General features: G+C 71.3%; 17 protein-coding genes. 12 read left to right on the top strand and 5 right to left on the bottom strand.

Annotation, left to right across the window (positions count from 1 at the left end):
* Window positions 1–107 precede the first annotated feature (107 nt).
* The 5 genes from aroH to der all read left to right on the top strand — a co-directional run bounded on the left by aroH (window position 108) and on the right by der (window position 4,529).
* Complete coding sequence (gene aroH, locus ACIBK6_RS13835) at window positions 108–470, top strand: chorismate mutase (protein ID WP_399051401.1); 363 nt, start codon at window positions 108–110, stop codon at window positions 468–470.
* The gene (locus ACIBK6_RS13830; protein ID WP_399051400.1) at window positions 467–1,552 is read left to right on the top strand and encodes a prephenate dehydrogenase; all 1,086 of its coding nucleotides are present in this window, start codon (window positions 467–469) and stop codon (window positions 1,550–1,552) included. Before aroH ends, ACIBK6_RS13830 begins: the two co-directional genes overlap by 4 nt.
* A gap of 124 nt (window positions 1,553–1,676) precedes the next feature.
* Complete coding sequence (cmk, locus tag ACIBK6_RS13825; RefSeq protein ID WP_399051399.1) at window positions 1,677–2,372, top strand: (d)CMP kinase; 696 nt, start codon at window positions 1,677–1,679, stop codon at window positions 2,370–2,372.
* Window positions 2,330–3,010, top strand: a complete 681-nt coding sequence (locus ACIBK6_RS13820) for a lysophospholipid acyltransferase family protein (RefSeq protein WP_399051398.1) — start codon at window positions 2,330–2,332, stop codon at window positions 3,008–3,010. Before cmk ends, ACIBK6_RS13820 begins: the two co-directional genes overlap by 43 nt.
* 70 nt (window positions 3,011–3,080) lie before the next feature.
* Entirely contained in the window at window positions 3,081–4,529 is a 1,449-nt protein-coding gene (gene der / locus ACIBK6_RS13815) for a ribosome biogenesis GTPase Der (RefSeq protein ID WP_399051397.1), read from the top strand.
* A gap of 23 nt (window positions 4,530–4,552) precedes the next feature.
* On the opposite strand, the gene ACIBK6_RS13810 is transcribed toward der, so the two are convergent.
* On the bottom strand, window positions 4,553–4,969 hold the full coding sequence (locus ACIBK6_RS13810) for a hypothetical protein (protein ID WP_399051396.1): 417 nt from the start codon (window positions 4,967–4,969) through the stop codon (window positions 4,553–4,555).
* A gap of 151 nt (window positions 4,970–5,120) precedes the next feature.
* Window positions 5,121–5,891 (bottom strand): hypothetical protein, encoded by a 771-nt coding sequence (locus tag ACIBK6_RS13805; protein WP_399051395.1) that lies wholly within the window; start codon window positions 5,889–5,891, stop codon window positions 5,121–5,123.
* Between the two features lie 505 nt (window positions 5,892–6,396).
* Between ACIBK6_RS13805 and ACIBK6_RS13800 the strand changes: the two genes are divergently transcribed.
* The 3 genes from ACIBK6_RS13800 (at window position 6,397) to ACIBK6_RS13790 (ending at window position 9,390) form a co-directional block, all read left to right on the top strand.
* On the top strand, window positions 6,397–7,059 hold the full coding sequence (locus ACIBK6_RS13800) for a transglycosylase family protein (RefSeq protein WP_399051394.1): 663 nt from the start codon (window positions 6,397–6,399) through the stop codon (window positions 7,057–7,059).
* A 235-nt stretch (window positions 7,060–7,294) separates the two neighbouring features.
* On the top strand, window positions 7,295–8,575 hold the full coding sequence (locus ACIBK6_RS13795) for a glycosyltransferase family 4 protein (protein ID WP_399051393.1): 1,281 nt from the start codon (window positions 7,295–7,297) through the stop codon (window positions 8,573–8,575).
* A complete protein-coding gene (locus ACIBK6_RS13790; protein ID WP_399051392.1) occupies window positions 8,572–9,390 on the top strand; it encodes a transferase in 819 nt (272 codons plus the stop codon). Before ACIBK6_RS13795 ends, ACIBK6_RS13790 begins: the two co-directional genes overlap by 4 nt.
* Here the strand turns inward: ACIBK6_RS13790 and ctaD are convergent.
* Entirely contained in the window at window positions 9,387–11,093 is a 1,707-nt protein-coding gene (gene ctaD, locus ACIBK6_RS13785) for a cytochrome c oxidase subunit I (protein ID WP_399051391.1), read from the bottom strand. The two genes, ACIBK6_RS13790 and ctaD, sit on opposite strands and share 4 nt — an antisense overlap.
* Before the next feature lie 456 nt (window positions 11,094–11,549).
* On the opposite strand from ctaD, the gene ACIBK6_RS13780 reads away from it, so the two are divergent.
* Window positions 11,550–11,765: an I78 family peptidase inhibitor gene (locus ACIBK6_RS13780; protein WP_399051390.1), complete on the top strand. Its 216-nt coding sequence runs from the start codon at window positions 11,550–11,552 to the stop codon at window positions 11,763–11,765.
* Between the two features lie 102 nt (window positions 11,766–11,867).
* Here the strand turns inward: ACIBK6_RS13780 and ACIBK6_RS13775 are convergent, their stop codons facing one another.
* Entirely contained in the window at window positions 11,868–12,869 is a 1,002-nt protein-coding gene (locus ACIBK6_RS13775) for a phosphatase PAP2 family protein (protein WP_399051389.1), read from the bottom strand.
* Between the two features lie 509 nt (window positions 12,870–13,378).
* Here ACIBK6_RS13775 and ACIBK6_RS13770 point away from each other — a divergent pair.
* Both ACIBK6_RS13770 and ACIBK6_RS13765 read left to right on the top strand, forming a co-directional pair.
* Window positions 13,379–15,040, top strand: coding sequence for an MFS transporter (locus ACIBK6_RS13770; RefSeq protein ID WP_399051388.1), 1,662 nt, complete (start codon window positions 13,379–13,381; stop codon window positions 15,038–15,040).
* A gap of 73 nt (window positions 15,041–15,113) precedes the next feature.
* Window positions 15,114–16,307 (top strand): acyl-CoA dehydrogenase family protein, encoded by a 1,194-nt coding sequence (locus ACIBK6_RS13765; RefSeq protein ID WP_399051387.1) that lies wholly within the window; start codon window positions 15,114–15,116, stop codon window positions 16,305–16,307.
* Window positions 16,308–16,367: 60 nt separating this feature from the next.
* Here ACIBK6_RS13765 and ACIBK6_RS13760 read toward each other — a convergent pair whose 3' ends face one another.
* Window positions 16,368–16,805, bottom strand: coding sequence for a cell division protein SepF (locus tag ACIBK6_RS13760; RefSeq protein WP_399051386.1), 438 nt, complete (start codon window positions 16,803–16,805; stop codon window positions 16,368–16,370).
* 323 nt (window positions 16,806–17,128) lie between these two features.
* Here ACIBK6_RS13760 and ACIBK6_RS13755 point away from each other — a divergent pair, with 323 nt between their 5' ends.
* Window positions 17,129–18,271, top strand: a complete 1,143-nt coding sequence (locus ACIBK6_RS13755; RefSeq protein WP_399051450.1) for a DUF5685 family protein — start codon at window positions 17,129–17,131, stop codon at window positions 18,269–18,271.
* Window positions 18,272–18,395: the final 124 nt, after the last annotated feature.

Here is an 18,395-nt window from a genome sequence, read left to right as displayed (position 1 = left end):
GGGCCGTCGACCAGCCGCGCCCGTCCCGGAGGGCGGTCGCCGCGTCCGAGTGTCAGTGCGGCTGGCTAGGCTGAACAGGAACAAAAGGTCAAGGCTAGGAGCATGTCGTGGCGGTACGAGCGGTCCGTGGGGCAGTCCAGCTGGAGCGGGACGAGGCCGGACACATGGACGAGCAGGTCGGCGCGCTGCTCACCGAGATCCTGGAGCGCAACGGGCTGACCCCGGACGACCTGATCAGCATCTGGTTCACGGCCACCCCCGATCTGCACAGCGACTTCCCGGCCGCCGCCGCGCGCCAGCTCGGCATCACCGACGTACCGCTGATCTGCGCTCAGGAGCTGGACATAGCCGGCGCCATGCCCCGCGTGGTGCGGATCCTCGCGCATGTCGAGACCGGTCTCGACAAGGCCGCGATCGCCCATGTCTACCTCGGCACCGCCGCCGCCCTCCGCAAGGACATCGCCCAGTGAGAACCGCGCTCGTCATCGGCTCCGGACTGATCGGCACCTCCGCCGCGCTGGCCCTCGCGAGCCGTGGGGTCACCGTGCACCTCGCCGACCACGACCCGGGCCAGGCCCGCACCGCGGCCGCCCTCGGCGCCGGTACGGACGAACCGCCACAGGCCAGGGTCGACCTCGCGATCGTCGCGGTGCCGCCCACCCACGTGGCCGCGACGCTGGCCGAGGCGATCGGCGGCGGCGTGGCCCGCGCGTACATCGACGTGGCCAGCGTCAAGGGCGGCCCGCGGCGCGAGCTGCTCGCCCTCGGCTGCGACCTGAGCTCCTACATCGGTACGCACCCGATGGCGGGCAAGGAGCGCTCCGGCCCGCTCGCCGCCACCGCCGACCTCTTCGAGGGCCGGCCCTGGGTGCTCACGCCGACCCGGGACACCGACACCGAAGTGCTCAACCTGGCCCTGGAGCTGGTCGCGCTGTGCCGTGCCGTGCCGGTCGTCATGGACGCCGACGCCCACGACCGGGCCGTCGCCCTCGTCTCGCACACCCCGCAACTGGTCTCCTCCATGGTCGCGGCCCGCCTCGAAGAGGCCGACGAGACGGCGGTACGGCTGTGCGGCCAGGGCATCCGCGACGTCACCCGCATCGCCGCCTCCGATCCCGGCATGTGGGTCGAGATCCTCTCCGCCAACCCGGGCCCGGTCGCCGACGTGCTGTCCGGGATCGCCGCCGACCTGGACGAGACGGTGCGCGCCCTGCGCTCGCTCGACTCCGCCGACGAGGAGAAGCGGCGCGGCGGCGCCGCCGGCATCGAGGACGTGCTGCGGCGCGGGAACGCGGGCCGGGTCAGGGTGCCCGGCAAGCACGGGGCGGCGCCGGCCACGTACGACATCGTCGCCGTGCTCATCAGCGACGAGCCGGGCGGTCTCGCACGGCTCTTCGCGGACGCGGGCCGGGCCGGGGTCAACATCGAGGACGTCCGTATCGAGCACGCGACCGGCCAGCAGGCGGGCCTGGTCCAGTTGATGGTCGAACCGACTGCGGCCCCCGGCCTCACGGCCGCGCTGCGGGAGCGGGGCTGGTCCATCAGGCAGTGAGAAGGCTCCGGGGAGCCCGGGGGAGCCGGGCGGGACGGGGGGCTCGCACGAGCCAGTAACCTTGTACGGGGCGGATTTGCGCCCCGAGCAAACCCCGCCCCGTACAAGGAAGGTGTCCGTCACCGTGGAAAGCGCCGCCCGGACCGCTCCGGCAGCAGTGATTGTCGCCATCGACGGCCCCTCCGGCACCGGCAAGTCCAGCACCTCCAAGGCGGTCGCCGCCAAGCTGGGGCTGAGCTATCTGGACACCGGCGCCCAGTACCGGGCGATCACCTGGTGGATGATCAGCAACGGGATCGACACCAGCGACCCGGCGGAGATCGCCGTCGCGGCCGCCAAGCCCGTGATCGTCTCCGGCACCGACCCGTCGGCGCCGACGATCACCGTGGACGGCGAGGACGCGGCCGGGCCGATCCGCACCCAGGAGGTCACCTCCAAGGTGAGCGCGGTCAGCGCCGTCCCCGAGGTGCGGGCCCTCATCACCCAGCTCCAGCGCGGCATAGCGGCCTCCGCCGCCCACGGCATCGTGGTCGAGGGCCGGGACATCGGCACCACCGTGCTGCCCGACGCCGACCTGAAGGTGTTCCTCACCGCTTCCCCCGAGGCGCGCGCGGCCCGCCGCAGCGGTGAGATCAAGGGCTCCGACGTGACGGCCACCAGGGAGGCCCTGATCAAGCGGGACGCGGCCGACTCCAGCCGCAAGACCTCCCCGCTGGCCAAGGCCGACGACGCGGTCGAGGTGGACACCACCGAGCTCACCCTCGACCAGGTCATCGAGTGCGTGGTCACCCTCATCGAGGAGAAGCAGGCCGCCACGTGACTCGCACGGAGCGGGGCGCCGAGATCGGGCGCCGGATCGGTGTCGGCCTGATGTACGGGCTGTGGAGGCCCCGGGTGCTCGGCGCCTGGCGGGTTCCGGCGAGCGGTCCGGTGATCCTCGCCGTCAACCACTCCCACAACATCGACGGCCCGATGGTCATGGGCACCGCCCCGCGCGGCACCCACTTCCTGATCAAGAAGGAAGCCTTCGTCGGGCCGCTCGGCCCGTTCCTCGAAGGCATCGGCCAGCTCAAGGTGGACCGGGCGGTCGCCGACCGCACCGCGATCACCGACGCCTTGGCCGTGCTCGGCCAGGGCGGCGTCCTCGGGATCTTCCCCGAGGGCACCCGGGGCGACGGCGACTTCGCCTCGCTGCGGGCCGGCCTCGCCTACTTCGCCGTACGGTCGGGGGCGCCCATCGTCCCGGTCGCGGTGCTGGGAAGCACCGAGCGCCGCGGACGGTTGATAAAGGGGCTGCCGCCGCTGCGCAGCCGCGTCGACGTCGTCTTCGGGGACGCCTTCGAGGCCGGCGACGGCAGCGGGCGGCGGACCCGCAAAGCCCTGGACGAGGCCACCGTCCGCATCCAGGACCGGCTCACCGGCCACCTGGAGAACGCCAGGCGCCTGACCGGGCGCTAGGCCAGACTTTCAGTAGTGGACCGCCCGATCGCGGTCCACCGATCACCACGATGAACGAGGTACGGACTTCATGAACGACCAGCACGAACACGGAGCGCTCGGCGACGCCGAGTACGCGGAGTTCATGGAGCTCGCCGCCGAAGAGGGCTTCGACGTCGAGGACGTCGAGCAGGCCATTGACGAGGCCGGTCACGGCCCGCTCCCGGCCCTCGCCGTCGTCGGCCGTCCGAACGTCGGCAAGTCGACTCTGGTGAACCGCATCATCGGCCGCCGCGAGGCCGTCGTCCAGGACAAGCCCGGCGTCACCCGCGACCGCGTCACCTATGAGGCCGAGTGGGCGGGCCGCCGTTTCAAGGTGGTCGACACCGGCGGCTGGGAGCAGGACGTGCTGGGCCTCGACGCCTCCGTCGCCGCCCAGGCCGAGTACGCCATCGAGGCCGCGGACGCCGTCGTCTTCGTGGTCGACGCCACCGTGGGCGCCACCGACACCGACGAGGCCGTCGTCAAGCTGCTGCGCCGGGCCGGCAAGCCCGTCGTGCTCGCCGCCAACAAGGTCGACGGCATGTCCGGCGAGTCCGACGCCGCGGTTCTGTGGTCCCTCGGTCTCGGCGAGCCCTACCCCATCTCCGCCCTGCACGGCCGCGGCACCGGCGACCTCCTGGACGAGATCCTCAAGGCCCTGCCCGAGGCCCCGCCGCAGCGCTTCGGCACCGCGGTCGGCGGCCCGCGCCGGATCGCCCTCATCGGCCGTCCCAACGTCGGCAAGTCCTCGCTCCTGAACCAGGTCGCGAAGGAGGAGCGGGTCGTCGTCAACGAGCAGTCCGGCACCACCCGCGACCCCGTCGACGAGCTCATCGAACTCGGCGGAATCACCTGGAAGTTCGTGGACACGGCGGGCATCCGCCGCCGCGTCCACCTCCAGGAGGGCGCCGACTACTACGCCTCGCTGCGCACCGCCGCCGCCGTCGAGAAGGCGGAGGTCGCGGTCGTCCTCATCGACACCAGCGAGTCCATCTCGGTACAGGACCAGCGGATCATCACGATGGCCGTCGAGGCCGGGCGCGCGCTGGTCATCGCGTACAACAAGTGGGACACCCTCGACGAGGAGCGGCGCTACTACCTGGAGCGCGAGATCGAGACCGAGATGCAGCAGGTCGCCTGGGCGCCCCGGGTCAATGTGTCGGCGCTCACCGGCCGCCACATGGAGAAGCTGGTCCCGGCGATCGAGACGGCCCTGGCGGGCTGGGAGACCCGCGTCCCGACCGGCCGTCTCAACGCCTTCCTCGGCGAGCTGGTCGCCGGGCACCCGCACCCGATCCGTGGCGGAAAGCAGCCGCGCATCCTGTTCGGTACGCAGGCGGGCACCAAGCCGCCCCGCTTCGTGCTGTTCGCCTCCGGCTTCATCGAGGCCGGCTACCGCCGCTTCATCGAGCGCCGCCTGCGCGAGGAGTTCGGCTTCGAGGGCACCCCGATCCACATCTCGGTCCGGGTGCGCGAGAAGCGCGGCCGCAAGAAGTAACTCCCTTACGGGGAGGGCTTGGACTAGAGCCCCCTGCGGGCCACGGGCGGCAGTGCTGCCGGGAGCTGATGGTGCCCGGTGTACTGCCGCCCGTGCGCGTGCATCGCGGGGTGCACATGCCAGTTCCCGGCGTACGTGACCGGGAAGTGCTGGGTCTGGTGGCCCGAATGGTGGCTCGTCTGGTGGCCGATCCGGCCGCCGTACGTCCCCGTACTCAGTCCGGCGAAGCCGCCGAACCCCCGGAAGTCGAGATCCTCCTCGCCGGACCGGTCGCCCGGCAGGGCGCGGAAGGACCTGCGGTACTCCGAGTACAGCGCGTCGTAGATCGGCGTGGGGGAGTGGGTTCCTGACACGTCGCTCGGGGAGCGCATGGCAGGGATCTGGGACTGGTACGTCTCGCGGGAGGGGTCGTATGAGTGCACGTATGTGCCAACGACCACGCGGGGCAGGGGATGCGGGGCGTTTCGGCTTATCGGTAGCACGCGGCGAGGTGCCCCACGCCCCTTCCGTGCGCGCCCGGGGCAGGGGTGAGCCGCTCGGCCGCCGGGGCGCGGCCGTCCGGGGCGCTTCGGGAAGGGGCCGGGGGAAACCTCAGGTGCCCGCCAGGGGCATGGCGGCGGCCACCAGGCGGCCGTCGGCGGCGGCCTTCTCCAGCGCGTCCCTGAGCAGGTCCTCGCGCGGCTGCTGGCCGATCGCGCCGACCGGCGCCGCGAAGACCAGCACGCGCTGCGACTTGTTGGCCGCGGCGCGCCAGCCGTCCGTCACCTGGAGCGGCTGGTGCGCCTGCCACCAGGAGACCGAGCCGCCGCCTGCGGCGCCGGGCTGCAGGATCGCGTGCAACTGGCCCATCGCGAGCAGCACCGACCAGCCGGACAGCACCGAGGGCAGCCGGGCCATGTCGGTGACCGGCACGAAGCCCTGCTCGATGAGGAGCGGCAGGAACTCGTCGGTGGAGCCGCCCGACCCGGCCCGGGCGATCGGGACGGTCGGCTCGACGACGAGCGCCGGGTGCAGGTCGCCCTCGATCAGCACCAGCCCGCTGGTGATGCCGAGCACCGCCTGCTCGGGTGCGCCGCCGGCCGGCTCCTCGCCGGTGATGGAGCGTACGGCGCCCTGGAGCTGCTCCTCGGCGACCTGGACGACCTGGGAGGGGATGCAGCTGGCGTGGGCGAAGGCGAGCACCGCGGTTTCCTCGCCGACGAACAGGACGGTGCTGGTGCGCTCCTGCTCGGAGTCGCCCGGCGTGCGGCAGGAGGTGCAGTCGTAGCTGCCCGGGGCGTTCTCGCCGGCGAGCAGCCGCTCGGCTTCTTCGTCGCCGATCTCGGCGCGGACGTCCTCACTGACGTCGAGCATGCGCGGCACGGGTGGCTCCTAGGAACTGAGTGGATGCGCCGGGCGGTTCCCGGCTTCTCTCGTACAAACGACAACGGACGATCTGTGGCCGGAGTCACGCGCGAAGGCGAACGGAATCGAACCGTCCCCGCCGGAGGGTGAGCGCACCCCCGGAACCCTTCACTCCCTGTCAACACCTGCGGGATGCATGGAAGTTGGCCAGGTGAGCCGAGTCACAGATCACTTCAACGACAGGTCGACAAATACCGATATCTGCGAATCAAGTGGGTGACCGGAAATCGCCGATACTCCGGGTAACAGTCAACTGGCCTGGAATGACAAGGCTTTGGTTGATTCCGGAGCGTGCGGGTCCCTAGATTCCACCGCCGAGTGCACCGAGCACCGCCCGGGAACGCCCGCCGCCGCACCAGTGAACGACCACCTTGCGGCGGGCGGGGGCAGTGCGGAACGAGGCGCCGGACGCGCCGGAGTCCGCACCGCTCAGGGGGACCCCGGGTGCTTCGAGAGGGATTTCATGTCTGTTGGTACCAGTGGTTCCAGCTCGCCGCACGGTCGCGGGACGGCAGCGCTGATCGGGGTCGCGATCGCGGCCCCGATCGCCCTGCTCAGTGTTGCCACCGGTCCGGCCGCGGCGGCGGACGGCGGCGTGTGGGACCGCATCGCGCAGTGTGAGAGCGGCGGAGACTGGCACATCAACACCGGCAACGGCTACTACGGCGGGCTGCAGTTCGACGCCGGGACCTGGCGGGCGCACGGCGGCGGAGCGTACGCCTCCACCGCCGACCGGGCCAGCAGGGCCGAGCAGATCGCCATCGCCACCAAGGTCCAGCGCTCGCAGGGCTGGGGCGCCTGGCCAGCCTGCTCGCGCTCGGCGGGCGCGTCCGGCGGCGCTCCCGCGGCACGGCCGCCCGCCGCCGAGCGGGCCGCCGAGCCCGTCAAGCCGAAGAAGGCCACGAGTGCGCGGCCTGCCGCGCCGAAGCCGTCCGGGCCGGCTGCCCCGGTCCGCACCGAGAGCGCGCCGCCCACCGCGGGCGCCTACACGGTCAGGAGCGGCGACACGCTGTCCGCCATCGCGGCGGTGCACGGCACCCACTGGGAGGCGCTGTACGCGGCCAACCGGGCCGTCATCGGAACCGACCCGGACCTCATCGTGCCCGGGCAGCGGCTCAAGGTCTGACAACCCGAGGCACCGAGCCCCGTCCGGCCGCCCGGACGGGGCTCTCCCCAACCGCTGCGCATACCGTGGTCCCCGGTGGCCGGGCGGTGATCCGCCCCTGGAGTACAGGTGACGGGCGAGCCAAGTACAGTCCGTTGCTGACCGGGGCACCGGTCCCGACCGACCTGGCCGGCCGAATGATCAAGCGGATGATCGATCGACCGATCGATCGAACGACCAAGGGGACGCGTGGCGCATGCACATCTCATTCCTGCTGCACAACGCGTACAGCCTGGGCGGCACCATCCGGTCCACCTTCAACCTCGCCGGTGAGCTGGCCCGGCGGCACGACGTCGAGATCGTCTCCGTCTTCCGCCACCACGACGAGCCCACCCTCACCGCGCCCGAGGGCGTCCGCCTCAAGCACCTGGTGGACCTCCGCAAGAACAGCGCCGGATACGACGGCGACCACCCCCGGCACCGGCAGCCGGCCAAGGTCTTCCCGCGCGGCGACGGACGCCACAGCCAGTACAGCCGGCTCACCGACGACCGCATCGCGGCCCATCTGCGGGCGATCGAGGCGGACGTCGTCGTCGGCACCCGGCCCGGGCTCAACGTGCACATCGCGCGCGAGACCCGGCCCGGCGTGGTCCGGGTCGGCCAGGAACACCTGACCCTCGCCGGACACAGCTACCGGCTGCGCAGCGAGATCGGCCACTCCTACCCGCTGCTCGACGCGATCACCACGGTCACCCGCGCCGACGCGGCCGCCTACCAGGAGCTGCGGCTCCCCGGCGTACGCGTCGACGCGGTGCCCAACAGCGTGCCCGCGCCCCGCATCGAGCCCGCCTCGGGCGATGCCAGACTGGTCGTCGCGGCCGGGCGGCTCACCCCGGTCAAGCGGTACGACCTGCTGGTGCGGGCCTTCGCTCGCGTGGTCGCCGTACGGCCGGACTGGCGGCTGCGGATCTACGGTTCCGGTGACGCCTTCGGGAACGAACGGGAAGCCCTGCGCAACCTCATTGACGATCTTGGCCTCTACAACAATGTGTTCCTTATGGGCCTGGCAGGCCATCTTGAGAGCGAGTGGGTCAAGGGCTCCGTCGCGGCCGTCACCTCCAGCCACGAGTCCTTCGGCATGACCATCGTCGAGGCGATGCGCTGCGGCCTCCCCGTCGTCTCCACCGACTGTCCACAGGGGCCACGCGAAATCATCCAGGACGGGGGGGACGGCCGGCTGGTCGAAACGGGCAACGCCGATGCGGTGGCCGCGGCCCTGCTCGAACTGATCCAGGACGACGGACTGCGCCACCGCATGGCCAAGGCGGCGCTGCACAATTCCGAGCGCTTCGACCCCGCCCGGATCGCCGAACGCCACGAGGCGATCTTCGCCGAGCTGCACGCCCAGGGCGGCGGCAGCCGCTCCGCCGGGGTGCTGAGCGATTCGCTGCACCGGGCCCGCAGCACCGCCCTCGACGGGGCCTACGCCCTGCGCCACAAGGCCGCCAGAGTGCTCCGGAAAGGGCAGACCGCATGACCACCACCGCCGAGTCCCCGGACACGGGCAGCGCATCCGCCACGCCGCGCGCCGACTGCATCGCCGACTCCGCGGGCGGGGTGACCTTCGACATCACGGGGGCCGGCCGGCCGGGCGCCACGCTCGTCCTGCGCCGGCGCGGCGCGAACCCGGGCCCCGATGTGCTGCTGCCGCTCACCCCGGCCGCCGAAGGCCGGCTCCGGGCGGTGCTGCCCAGCACGGTCGAGCTCGCCGAGGGCCTGTGGGACGGGTACCTGCGCGTCGGTGAGGAGGAACAGCGCCTGGAGCCGGGGACCCGGGACCTGCGCGCGCTGGTCGACCGGGAGCCCGGTCCGGACGCCGACCGGGTCGCGGTGCGCATTCCGTACGCCGGGCGGTCCGGCGAGCTCATCGTCCGCAGCTGGCTGCGCAAGCCGCACGCCGAGACCGGCACGATCGGCTTCGGCGAGGGCGCGGTCACCGTTCAGGGACGGCTGTACGGAACAGGGCTGGGCCCGGACGCGGTCGTGGAGGCGCGGCTGCGAGGCGGGGGCGGCCGGGTCCACCGGGTGCCCGCGACCGCCGAGGGCGACGGCTTCACCTTCACGCTGCCCTACGCGCCGCTCGCGGAGGGGCTCGACGCGAAGGAATGGCTCTGGGACCTGTGGCTGGTCACCGGCACCGCCGCGGTCCGCCTCGCCCGCATCCTGGACGACGTCCCGCTGAAACAGGTGATCTTCGTGTACCCGGGGTCGCGGGTGGGCCCGGGAGTGGTCCGGCCGTACTACACGGGCGCCAACGATCTGAGCGTACGCGTGGACGCGGCGGCGGGTTAGCGGGTCTCCCCGTCGGTCCCCGCACCGATCTCCGGCCGCAGGTCTTTCGGCAGGTCGTCGCGGAACGGGGCGAACTCCGGGTGGTGCAGGTCGAAGGCCGGGGCCTCGGTGCGGATCCGGGGGATGGCCACGAAGTTGTGCCGGGGCGGCGGGCACGACGTCGCCCACTCCAGCGAGCGGCCGAACCCCCACGGGTCGTCGACCTCCACCTTCTTGCCGTACTTCGCCGTCTTCCAGACGTTGTAGAAGAAGGGCAGGTTGGAGAGGCCGAGGAGGAACGCGCCGATGGACGAGATCATGTTGAGCGTGGTGAAGCCGTCCGCCGCCAAGTAGTCCGCGTACCGGCGCGGCATGCCCGCGGCGCCCAGCCAGTGCTGGACCAGGAAGGTGGTGTGGAAGCCGATGAAGAGCGTCCAGAACTGGATCTTGCCGAGCCGTTCGTCGAGCATCTTGCCGGTGAGTTTCGGCCACCAGAAGTAGAAGCCGCCGAAGGTCGCGAACACCACCGTGCCGAACACCACGTAGTGGAAGTGCGCCACCACGAAGTACGAGTCGGTGACGTGGAAGTCCAGCGGCGGGGAGGCCAGGATGACGCCCGTCAGGCCGCCGAACAGGAAGCTCACCAGGAAGCCGACCGCCCACAGCATCGGGGTCTCGAAGCTCAGCGAGCCCCTGAGCATCGTGCCCGTCCAGTTGAAGAACTTCACCCCGGTCGGCACCGCGATCAGGAACGACATGAACGAGAAGAACGGCAGCAGCACCGCTCCGGTCGCGAACATGTGGTGGGCCCACACCACGACGGACAGGCCGGTGATGGCCGCCGTCGCTCCGATCAGGGTCATGTAGCCGAAGATCGGCTTGCGTGCGAAGACCGGGATGATCTCCGTGATGATGCCGAAGAACGGCAGCGCGATGATGTAGACCTCGGGATGGCCGAAGAACCAGAAGAGGTGCTGCCACAGCAGCGCGCCCCCGTACTGCGCCTCGAAGACCACCGAGCCGAACCTGCGGTCCGCCTCCAGGACGAGCAGCGCCGCCGCGAGCACCGGGAACGCGATCAGCACCAGGACCGACGTGAACAGGATGTTCCAGGTGAAGACCGGCATCCGGAACATCGTCATGCCGGGGGCGCGCATCGTGATGATGGTGGTCAGGAAGTTGACCGAGCCGAGGATCGTGCCGAAGCCGGAGAGCGCGAGCCCCATGATCCAGAGGTCGGCGCCCGCGCCGGGGGAGCGGGTCAGCGAGTTGAGCGGCGCGTAGGCGAACCAGCCGAAGCTCGCGGGGCCCGTCGGCAGCAGCAGCGAGCCGAGCACGATCAGACCGCCGAAGAGGAACATCCAGTACGCCAGCATGTTCAGCCGGGGGAAGGCCACGTCCGGGGAGCCGATCTGCAGCGGCATGATTGCGTTGGCGAAACCGGCGAAGGTGGGCGTCGCGAAGAGCAGCAGCATGATCGTGCCGTGCAGCGTGAAGAGCTGGTTGTACTCCTCGTTGGTCATGATCTGGAGCCCGGGGCGGGCCAGTTCGGCCCGCATCAGGAGCGCCATCGCGCCGGCGATCAGGAAGAAGACGAACGACGTGATCAGGTAGAGGTGCCCGATCTTCTTGTGGTCGGTGGTGGTCAGCCAGTCGAGGAGCACCGCGCCGGGCCGGGTGGCCCGCCTGGGTTCCGCCGCCGGGGTCACTGTCTCCGTACCCATTGCACCCCCAGAGCTGTCTGGCGTCAGGCCGGGGGCCATGATGCTCGCGGTCCGGCCCGGCGCAACAGAGGGCGTGGGCCATCTGGCCGAGCACCGACGGTCCCGGTCACGGGGTTCCGGGTAGGGATCGTGTAAGGGTGCGGTGAATTCCTATGCGCCGCCAATTTCATTCGGGGCGCTGTCGGGAGGGAATTCCCAGAGTGTCCGGCGTAAGAATTCTGTCAATTCCAGGAATGTGTTCGAGTGGCCGGAACCGGTGTGTGCGATAACTGGGCAAGAGGTCAGGAACTGCCCGTATGAGTGACGTAGTTCGAGGCAGACCCGAGCCTCGATCCTGTGACAGAAGTGTGACTGGTGGGGCACCGGAGGCGGACAACCAGCGGGTTCCCACCAGGTCGGCGGGCCCCTGACGGCCCCGGCTTCCGTCGCCGGGCTGACCCGCCTACGGTGGGTTGTATGGCACCCATACCGTCCCACTCAGCACATCCCGACGACGCCCCCGAGTCCTATGTCGGCCTCGACGCCGAGGGCGCCGAGCAGCTGGCCAGGTCGCGCGGCTGGTCCCCCGTCAGGTCGCTGCCGCCGGGCTCGATCATCACCATGGAGTACCTGGCGGGCCGGCTGAACTTCGAGGTCGAGGACGGCACGGTCACCCGCTGCTGGCACGGCTGAGCCGGTTCCCGCGCGACAACGACGAAGGCCCCCGGTATGGACCGGGGGCCTTCGTGCCGCGGGGGTTGGCCTGTGCGTACCGTCCCCGCCGTTCCGCTGCCGTCAGCCGCCCAGGGGGCGGGCCGGGGCGGTGCGCGGCGACCGCTCGGTGTGCGGCGGGCGCCGGGTGCCCGCCGGGACGACCGGCGGCCGCTCCGAACGGGCCGGCTGGTAGGGCCTGGCCGGGAGCGGCCTGCTGGAGCCGCGCCCGCTCGCCGCGCCGACCGGCTCGCGCTCCGGGGCCCCGTCCTCGTCGTGGCCGCGCTGGGGCAGCATCGCGGGCACCGTACGGGCCGGCACCGGGACCGGGGCGGTCGCGACCCGGGTCCGCCGGCGCTCGCGCACCTTCTCGCGCACCGCGAAGACGAACGCCTCGGCGCGGGCGATCAGCGGCTCCATCCAGGGCAGGGCGAGCAGGATGAGCAGCCCGGCCGCCCAGCCGAGGAGCACATCGCTGACCCAGTGCGTACCGAGGTAGACCGTGGTCGCGCCGACTCCGAGGGCGACCATGGCCGAGATGACCGAGAGCCAGCGGCGGGCGCGCGGAGTGGTGGCGAGGTAGGCCAGGATGCCCCAGGTCACGACCGCGTTGGCGGTGTGCCCCGAGGGAAATATGTCGCCGCCGGCGAAGAGCTCGGCGGACCCTATCTGCGTGGCGTAGTGCGGGCCCAGCCTTCCGAGGCCGAGCTTGACCGAACCGACCGTCATGTTGAGCAGCAGCAGGGCCGCCCCGAGCGTCAGGAGCGGCCGCAGTGTGTGCTGGCGCCAGGAGCGCCAGCCCAGCCACGCCATGACCATCACGGCGGTCGGCCCGCGCTGGCCGAGGACCACGAAGTAGTCCAGGAAGGCGTGCCATTGCGGCCAGTGCTCGTACGGCCGGAACAGCATGACCTTCCAGTCCAGCTCGACGAGCCAGGACGAGGTCAGCACGGCCACGACGATGGCGAGGTAGAACACCATCGTCGCGCCGAAGAGGACCCCGCGGTGACGGCTCATCCGCGGGATCTCTATCTTCGGTGGCTCGGGCTCCCGGTCCAGGCGGGCGAAGATTCGGTCAGTACGCACTCAATCGACGTTACAGCGAGTGAGTGACGGTCCAGGCCGATCCGGGGTCTTTGTGATGACGATGTGATGTGGAGTATGTCTCACGCCCGCCTTTATTCCCGGGCCCTCCGGAATACCCGGCGGCCTTGCGCTCTATTCATTCGACTCACCTCCGGAAGGGCCTGTTTGTATCCCATGGAATTCCGTTTGCCGGGTGGGGGAGCGAAATTCACCCTTCGGTCACCGGTCCGGTACGGAGCGTAAAGATCATCTCGGGGCCCGGCGCGGCGTGGCGCACGCCACACTCCTGCGGTCTTCGGGGTGAGAGGTGGACCACGCGCCACCGCGGCGAACTCGCGTACGCTGACCAATCACTCGCCCGTCGATGCCGGGCTCCCGGGCACGCCAACCCGATTCAGGGCTGGTCACTGGTCCGCCGGGCCCGCCGACCGCGAGAGTGGTGACGGACGGTCCGATGCGACCGCACCGTCCCGGGCCCGGCCCGGCCCGCAGTACTGGGAGGTACGTACATGACAGGGACGACCACGGCCGGTGCACGAGCGCGTGCTGCTGCCGGCGGTCCCAACCGCTGGGTCGTCCTCGTCGTCCTCTGTGTGAGCCTGTTGTTCGTGGCGCTCGACGCCACCGTCCTGCATGTCGCGATCCCCTCGGTCACCGAGGGCCTGCGGCCCGGCCCGGTGGAACTCCTGTGGATCGTCGACGCCTACCCCCTGGTCTGCGCCGCCCTCCTCATCCTCTTCGGCACGCTCGGCGACCGGGTGGGCCGGCGCCGGATCCTGCTGCTCGGCTACGGGATCTTCGGCGCCGCCTCGGCGGTCGCCGCGCTCGCTGAATCGGCGCCGGTGCTGATAGCCGCCCGCGCGCTGCTCGGCATCGGCGGCGCGATGATCATGCCCGCCACGCTCTCCATCGTCCGCGTCGTCTTCCCCGACCGCCGCGAGCGGGCCACCGCCATCGGCATCTGGACGGCGGTCGCCGCGATCGGCGCCGCCACCGGACCGGTGCTCGGCGGCTTCCTCGTCCAGCACTTCTGGTGGGGCTCGGTCTTCCTCGTCAACATCCCGCTGATGGCGCTGATCCTGCCGCTCGGCCGCTGGATCCTGCCCGAGTCCAAAGGCAGCTCCGACGGACCCTGGGACGTGCTCGGCGCGTTGCTGGCGGCGGGCGGCATCCTCGCCGTCGTGCTCGGCGTGAAGTGGCTCGGCAGCGGCTCCGGCATCATCGACGACCGCACCCTCGCTGCGCTCTGCCTCGGCGCCGCGCTGCTCGTCCTCTTCGTCCGCAGGCAGCGGCGCCGCACACATCCGCTCATCGACATCCGGATGTTCTCCCGGCCCGCGTTCGCCACCTCGGTCGGCTGCATCGTCGTGGCCATGCTGGCGCTGGTCGGCCTCGAACTCATCGCGGTCCAGTACCTCCAGCTGGTCCTCGGGCTCTCCCCGCTCGCCACCGGACTGCGCATGCTGCCGCTCACCTTCGCCGCGATGGCGGCGGGCGCGACCGGCTCGTACACGCTGCGCAGGCTCGGCCCGCGCCGGATGGTCTGTACGGGCTTCGTGCTGACCGCGGCCGCCGTGCTGCTGCTGGCCCTGATGGGCCAGACCGACTGGCCGGCCCTGATGTTCGTCTCCTTCGTCCTGCTCGGCTTCGGCTTCCAGACCACGCTGTTCGCGGCGTACGAATCGATGCTCAGCGAGGCCCCGGCCGAGCGGGCCGGTGGCGCGGCCGCCATCGGCGAGACCTCCTACCAGCTCGGCGCTGGCATGGGCATAGCCCTGCTCGGCAGCGTCATGAACGCCGCCTACGCCCCCGGGCTCGCCTCGGTCGGCGGGGTCCCCGTCAAGGCGTCGGCCGCCGCGGCCGATTCGCTCGGCGAGGCCTACGACGTCGCCGACCACCTCGGCGGCCCGGCGGGTGAGGCGCTGCGCGGCGCGGCCCGGAACGCCTTCGTGCACGGTCTGCACGTGACGCTGTTCGTCAGCGCCGCACTCCTTCTGCTCGGCGCGGTGGCCGGGCTGCGGCTCCCGCGGATCATGGACTGCTCGGTGGCGGGGCCGGAGTCGGCGCCCGAGGCCGAGCCGCGGCAGGCGCAGCCGCTCAGCGTGAAGCTGCCGTCCCCGGCGCGGCCCGGCGATGTGGCGACCGCCGAGTCTGGACGCGCGGGACACTGACCCGTAACGTCAGCGCTCAGGTAATAACTAACATTGCTAGTTTTAGTTGAGCGAGAGCCGCGGAGGCGCCCTCATGTCCGCTCCTTCCTCCAAGCTGCCCCCCTTCGACCCGGCCGACCCGCTCGGCATCGACGACCTGCTGAGCGCCGAGGACCTCGCGATCCGCGGCACCGTGCGCTCCTGGGCCGCCGACCGGGTCCTGCCGCACATCGCCCAGTGGTACGAGAACGGCGAACTGCCCGGCATCCGCGAACTGGCCCGCGAACTCGGCGCGATCGGCGCGCTGGGCATGTCCCTGACCGGCTACGGCTGCGCGGGCGCCACCGCCGTGCAGTACGGCCTCGCCTGCCTGGAGCTGGAGGCCGCCGACTCCGGCATCCGCTCGCTCGTCTCCGTACAGGGCTCGCTCGCCATGTACGCGATCTGGCGGTTCGGCTCCGAGGAGCAGAAGCAGCGCTGGCTGCCCGGGATGGCGGCGGGCGAGATCATCGGCTGCTTCGGCCTCACCGAGCCCGACCACGGCTCCGACCCGGCCGGGATGCGCATGTACGCCAAGAAGGACGGCACCGACTGGGTGCTGAACGGCCGCAAGATGTGGATCACCAACGGCTCGGTGGCGGGCGTCGCCGTGGTGTGGGCCCAGACCGACGACGGCATCCGCGGGTTCGTGGTGCCGACCGGCGCCCCGGGCTTCACGGCCCCCGAGATCAAGCACAAGTGGTCGCTGCGGGCCAGCGTCACCAGCGAGCTGGTCCTCGACGAGGTGCGGCTGCCCGCCGACGCCGTACTCCCGGAGGTCACCGGGCTGGGGGGCCCGCTCAGCTGCCTCTCGCACGCGCGGTACGGAATCGTCTGGGGCGCGATGGGCGCGGCCCGCGCCTCCTTCGAGGCGGCGCTCGACTACGCGAAGACCCGCGAACAGTTCGGCAAGCCCATCGGCGGCTTCCAGCTCACCCAGGCCAAGCTCGCCGACATGGCGCTCGAACTGCACAAGGGGATCCTGCTCGCCCACCACCTGGGCCGGCGCCTGGACGCGGGACGGCTCCGCCCCGAGCAGGTCAGCTTCGGAAAGCTCAACAACGTACGGGAGGCGATCGAGATCTGCCGCACCTCGCGCACCATCCTCGGCGCGAACGGGATCTCGCTGGAGTACCCGGTGATGCGGCACGCCACCAACCTGGAATCGGTGCTCACCTATGAAGGCACCGTGGAAATGCACCAGTTGGTGCTCGGCAAGGCGCTCACCGGACTGGACGCGTTCCGCTAGGAACGATGATCCGGTGAGCGCCCGGCTCGGCGGTGGTCGTGGCCGGGAGCCATCGGGAACTCAGCTCTGGTTGAAGAAGCCGCCGGTCTGGCGGCCCGCGGCCTCGCCGCTGACGATCTGGGTGTCGGCGGGGGTCAGCAGGAAGACCCTCGTCGCCACGCGTTCGATGGAGCCGCGCAGGCCGAAGGTGAGCCCGGCCGCGAAGTCGACGACGCGCTTGGCGTCACCCGCGTCCATGCTCGTCAGGTTCACGATCACCGGGACGCCCTCGCGGAACAGCTCGCCGATGCCCCGCGCGTCCCGGAAGCCGTCCGGAGTGACGGTGGCGATCCGGCGGCCCTGCTCCTCGGCCGCGTCGGAGGCCACCCGCACCCGCGGGTCGGTCACCCAGGCCTCGCCGGGCTCGGCGGCACCCTCGGTGTACTCGTCGTCGTAGTAGCGGTCGTCGTTGTCCTCGACAAGTCCCAGCCAGGCACTGGCCTTGCGCACCGATCCCATGGACGCCTCCTCTCACAGCGGTCTTCTTCTTGCTACATCTTCCGTTCCGCATCCCTATGGTCGTCCATGATGCGGATACCGCGCCAAGTGGATAGTCGCCGCGCAGGTGATTCGTGACGGTACTGGCACAGAACATGTGGCGATTCGTCAGGAATCCTCTAGGGCTGGGGCGGTACAGGGGATCCGGTGTAACAAAAATATGTATGTCCCTCCACACGGGTGAGACAGGGGTCGTACGGGTGAACGGATGACTCGATACGATGCGTGCCGCACTGAAGATCGACGCGTTGGGCGTGGTGCCCAACGCCACGTGGGGGAGAGCCGTGTTCGGAATCGTCAGGCCCTGTTCGCACCGGCTCGGCGAGGGGCTGAAGACCGAGTGGATGGCCCATCTCTGCGGCCTCTGCCTGGCACTTCGCTCCGACCACGGGCAGCTCGCCCGGGTCGTGACCAACTACGACGGCCTGATCGTCTCGGTTCTGACGGAGGCTCAGGCCGAACGGAGCACCGGCTGGCGGCGCACCGCCGGACCCTGCCCGCTGCGCGCGATGCGTACGGCTCCGGTCGCGCAGGGCGAGGGGGCCCGCCTCGCGGCCGCCGTCTCGCTGGTCCTCGCCTCGGCCAAGGTCCGCGACCACGTGGCCGACCGGGACGGCCTGTTGGCGCGCAGGCCGGTCGCGCTCGCCGCCCGCCGTCTCGCCAGGAGCTGGGACCGGGCCGGGGCGCGCACCGGAGCCTCGCTCGGCTTCGACACCGCCGTGCTCCTCGACGCGGTCGACCGGCAGGGCGGCATCGAGGCGCTCGCGGGCCCCGGCACCTCGCTCCTGACGGTCACCGAGCCCACCGAGACGGCCACCGCGGCCGCGTTCGCGCACACCGCCGTCCTCGCCGGCAGGCCCCACAACGCGGAGCCGCTCGCCGAGGCCGGCCGGCTCTTCGGGCGGCTCGCGCATCTCCTGGATGCCGTGGAGGACCGGGAAGCTGACGCCGCGTCGGGTGCCTGGAACCCGCTCGCCGCGACCGGCACGGATCTCGCCGAGGCCCGCAGGCTCGCCGACGACGCGGTGCACGGCATCCGGCTCGCGCTGCGCGAGGTCGACTTCGTGGACGGAAGGCTCGCCCACGTCCTGCTCGCGCACGAACTGAGCCAGTCCGTGAACCGCTCGTTCGGCACGGTGAGCTGCGGCCATCCGCACGAGGCCGCCTTCGGTCCCGCCGGACCCGGGTTCGACCCCGAGCCGCCGCGCCTCCAGCCGCGCGGCTTCCTGGCGGGCTGCGCCGCCTTCGTCGGGCTCTGCTGCACCTGCAGGATGTGCTGCGCCGACGCGTACGAGGGCCCCTGGTCGCGCAAGAAGCGCGAGGGCTGCTGCAATGCCTGCGACTGCGGCAACTGTGACTGCGGCTGCGGCGACTGCGGGAACTGCGACTGTGACTGCTGCGATTGCTGCAGCTGCTGCGACTGCTGACGGACCGTCCGCTGCTCGGCGGCGCCCAGGTCGCAGTCGGAAGTGACAAGGGCGCCGCGGTGGGTGCGAACGGGTACTGAGGTGCGTGCGAGGGGAGGGGTGCGCGAGTGATCAGTGAGGTGAA

The organism is Streptomyces sp. NPDC050485 (assembly GCF_044458185.1).
Lineage (GTDB): Bacteria > Actinomycetota > Actinomycetes > Streptomycetales > Streptomycetaceae > Streptomyces.
Note: the sequence above shows the minus strand (reverse complement) of the source record. Positions and strands in the feature narration are given on the sequence as shown.

Excerpts from the sequence above, each read along its gene's own strand:
- der (WP_399051397.1), top strand. The coding sequence starts at position 3,081 with ATGAACGACCAGCACGAACACGGAGCGCTCGGCGACGCCGAGTACGCG.
- ACIBK6_RS13800 (WP_399051394.1), top strand. The coding sequence starts at position 6,397 with ATGTCTGTTGGTACCAGTGGTTCCAGCTCGCCGCACGGTCGCGGGACG.
- ACIBK6_RS13795 (WP_399051393.1), top strand. The coding sequence starts at position 7,295 with ATGCACATCTCATTCCTGCTGCACAACGCGTACAGCCTGGGCGGCACC.
- ACIBK6_RS13790 (WP_399051392.1), top strand. The coding sequence starts at position 8,572 with ATGACCACCACCGCCGAGTCCCCGGACACGGGCAGCGCATCCGCCACG.
- ctaD (WP_399051391.1), bottom strand. The coding sequence starts at position 11,093 with ATGGGTACGGAGACAGTGACCCCGGCGGCGGAACCCAGGCGGGCCACC.
- ACIBK6_RS13780 (WP_399051390.1), top strand. The coding sequence starts at position 11,550 with ATGGCACCCATACCGTCCCACTCAGCACATCCCGACGACGCCCCCGAG.
- ACIBK6_RS13770 (WP_399051388.1), top strand. The coding sequence starts at position 13,379 with ATGACAGGGACGACCACGGCCGGTGCACGAGCGCGTGCTGCTGCCGGC.
- ACIBK6_RS13765 (WP_399051387.1), top strand. The coding sequence starts at position 15,114 with ATGTCCGCTCCTTCCTCCAAGCTGCCCCCCTTCGACCCGGCCGACCCG.
- ACIBK6_RS13760 (WP_399051386.1), bottom strand. The coding sequence starts at position 16,805 with ATGGGATCGGTGCGCAAGGCCAGTGCCTGGCTGGGACTTGTCGAGGAC.